3 protein-coding genes are annotated in these 1,742 nt (G+C 38.9%); all 3 read right to left on the bottom strand.

What is annotated here, in order from left to right; genetic code table 11:
- The coding region (locus tag ACFQNG_RS11645; protein WP_379865218.1) for a transposase at window positions 1-225 on the bottom strand (225 nt) is incomplete at its 3' end.
- A 197-nt stretch (window positions 226-422) separates the two neighbouring features.
- On the bottom strand, window positions 423-851 hold the full coding sequence (locus ACFQNG_RS11640; protein ID WP_379865217.1) for a DUF2262 domain-containing protein: 429 nt from the start codon (window positions 849-851) through the stop codon (window positions 423-425).
- A gap of 24 nt (window positions 852-875) precedes the next feature.
- Window positions 876-1,406: a CbrC family protein gene (locus ACFQNG_RS11635; RefSeq protein WP_379865214.1), complete on the bottom strand. Its 531-nt coding sequence runs from the start codon at window positions 1,404-1,406 to the stop codon at window positions 876-878.
- Window positions 1,407-1,742: the final 336 nt, after the last annotated feature.

Here is a 1,742-nt window from a genome sequence, read left to right as displayed (position 1 = left end):
TCGATCTGATAACTGGTATAAATTTTGTAAGAAAAGGAGTCGAAATAGTACTTCGGGATCATTAGTTGGCCGTCCATAATACACATCATAAGATTCTTTAACTAACTCATGGATAAAACTAAAATCAACGGTTTCGTTGATTTTTCTCAGAATATGATTTTCCGGAATCAGGTTATACAGTTCACTGTGGACAGAGCTTTTCTTGATGTTTTGATCTTTTAACATAGTATTCACCCAATTCAGTGTAACAAAAAAAGTGACCGAAGGCACTTTTACAAATCATGTTATGCTTTTGCATCAGTCTCCATGCGGTGGGCTCTTTTTGGTTATTCTACTTAATACATATCAATCATCTGAACCATATTCATTATTGGTAAGTAGAGACCCTCAATTCCCTCAATTGAGGGTCCATATTTTATTTCTTAACCCGCGATGTCGGCATCCACTACTTGACCATCCTGGTTAAGGGAGACTAAAATACAATGGCCCCAGAACAGATCACCATCATCAAAATAAACTTCTGCGGTTCCATCAGACCAGAATCGAATCGCCTCGATGGTCATGCGGGAGATGAAGGTATCCTTTGTGATCGGTTCTTCATCGTTCCAGGCCTCGTTGTGGATATCAAGGAGATGATCCGCCACATCTTCCTCCAACTTGCGCCAGTTTTCTTTCACCTTTTCCCATTGCCCATAAACTATATGAAAACCTTCGTTTTCATTTATTCCTTTAGGATCAAATAAGACATCTACTGTAATTTCGTCGGTTAAGTTCATTTTGGTTCCCCATTCTTCCAACCGGCTGTCCCATTCCCATTGTTCAAACTCCATTTTCGATGCGTTTGGATCCATCTTGATTTTCCCTCCATAATAGAGTTAACTCAAATCGGTATGAATTTTGTGGCCTCCACAATGCAGGCATTGAAAAAGGTAACCCAAAATTCCTCCACTCAATTCTTTGATAAACTTTTCTCGACTTAACTGATACTGGTTTGCTTCTTCTTTAATAGTTTCTTCTAGTACTGGATCACCTTTTGCCAAAATATTAGAAAGTTGTTTCCCATCCACATCTCCTATAAAAGCGCAAAAGTCTCCACAATGGCTTGGCCAATATCCACCTTGCCAAGAGAAATATCCAGGTGTTCTTTTATCTAATTCCTCAATCGCTTCTTGGTTATCAATGCAGTCGAAATCTTGTTGAAAGGAACCGTCAAACTTTTTAGCCGCTGTACCATCCTTAATACACCAAGGGCAGATTTGCTCAACATCTTCAACAGAGTAAAAAGGGCCCACATAGTTATATTCACTTGGCTGGCCACAGGCTTCACAGATAATGTTCTCTTTCTCGATGACCCCGGTTTGTTGAGGATCAGGGTGGTAACGAAATGATGGCAATTCATTTTTCATATAAATCCCTGCCTTAGTGAAATTGTGATGATTTTAATATTATCATCTTCAGAGTAGAAGGCATATATTGACGTTCATGCTAAGGAGACACGTTTTTGAGACAGATGAAATATATAATGTGAATTTCTTATTAAAGGGGGTAAAGAAATAGCGAAATGGAAAGGGGAAGATGGGAAGGAGATTTTTATACGGCTTATGTAGAGAAAATTGTTGGGGTTGTTAAGCAAGCGGTAAAAGAGGAGAGTAGAGAGGTAGTGATTAAAATGATCGATTAGGGCGTGTCTGGTGAATCCATCATGATTTCCTGTTAGAATGTTCATAACAACAAAAGCAAGG

Origin of the sequence: Laceyella putida (genome assembly GCF_042665195.1) — a bacterium.
Classification (GTDB): domain Bacteria; phylum Bacillota; class Bacilli; order Thermoactinomycetales; family Thermoactinomycetaceae; genus Laceyella; species Laceyella putida.
Note: the sequence above shows the minus strand (reverse complement) of the source record. Positions and strands in the feature narration are given on the sequence as shown.

Excerpts from the sequence above, each read along its gene's own strand:
- ACFQNG_RS11640 (WP_379865217.1), bottom strand. The coding sequence starts at position 851 with ATGGATCCAAACGCATCGAAAATGGAGTTTGAACAATGGGAATGGGAC.
- ACFQNG_RS11635 (WP_379865214.1), bottom strand. The coding sequence starts at position 1,406 with ATGAAAAATGAATTGCCATCATTTCGTTACCACCCTGATCCTCAACAA.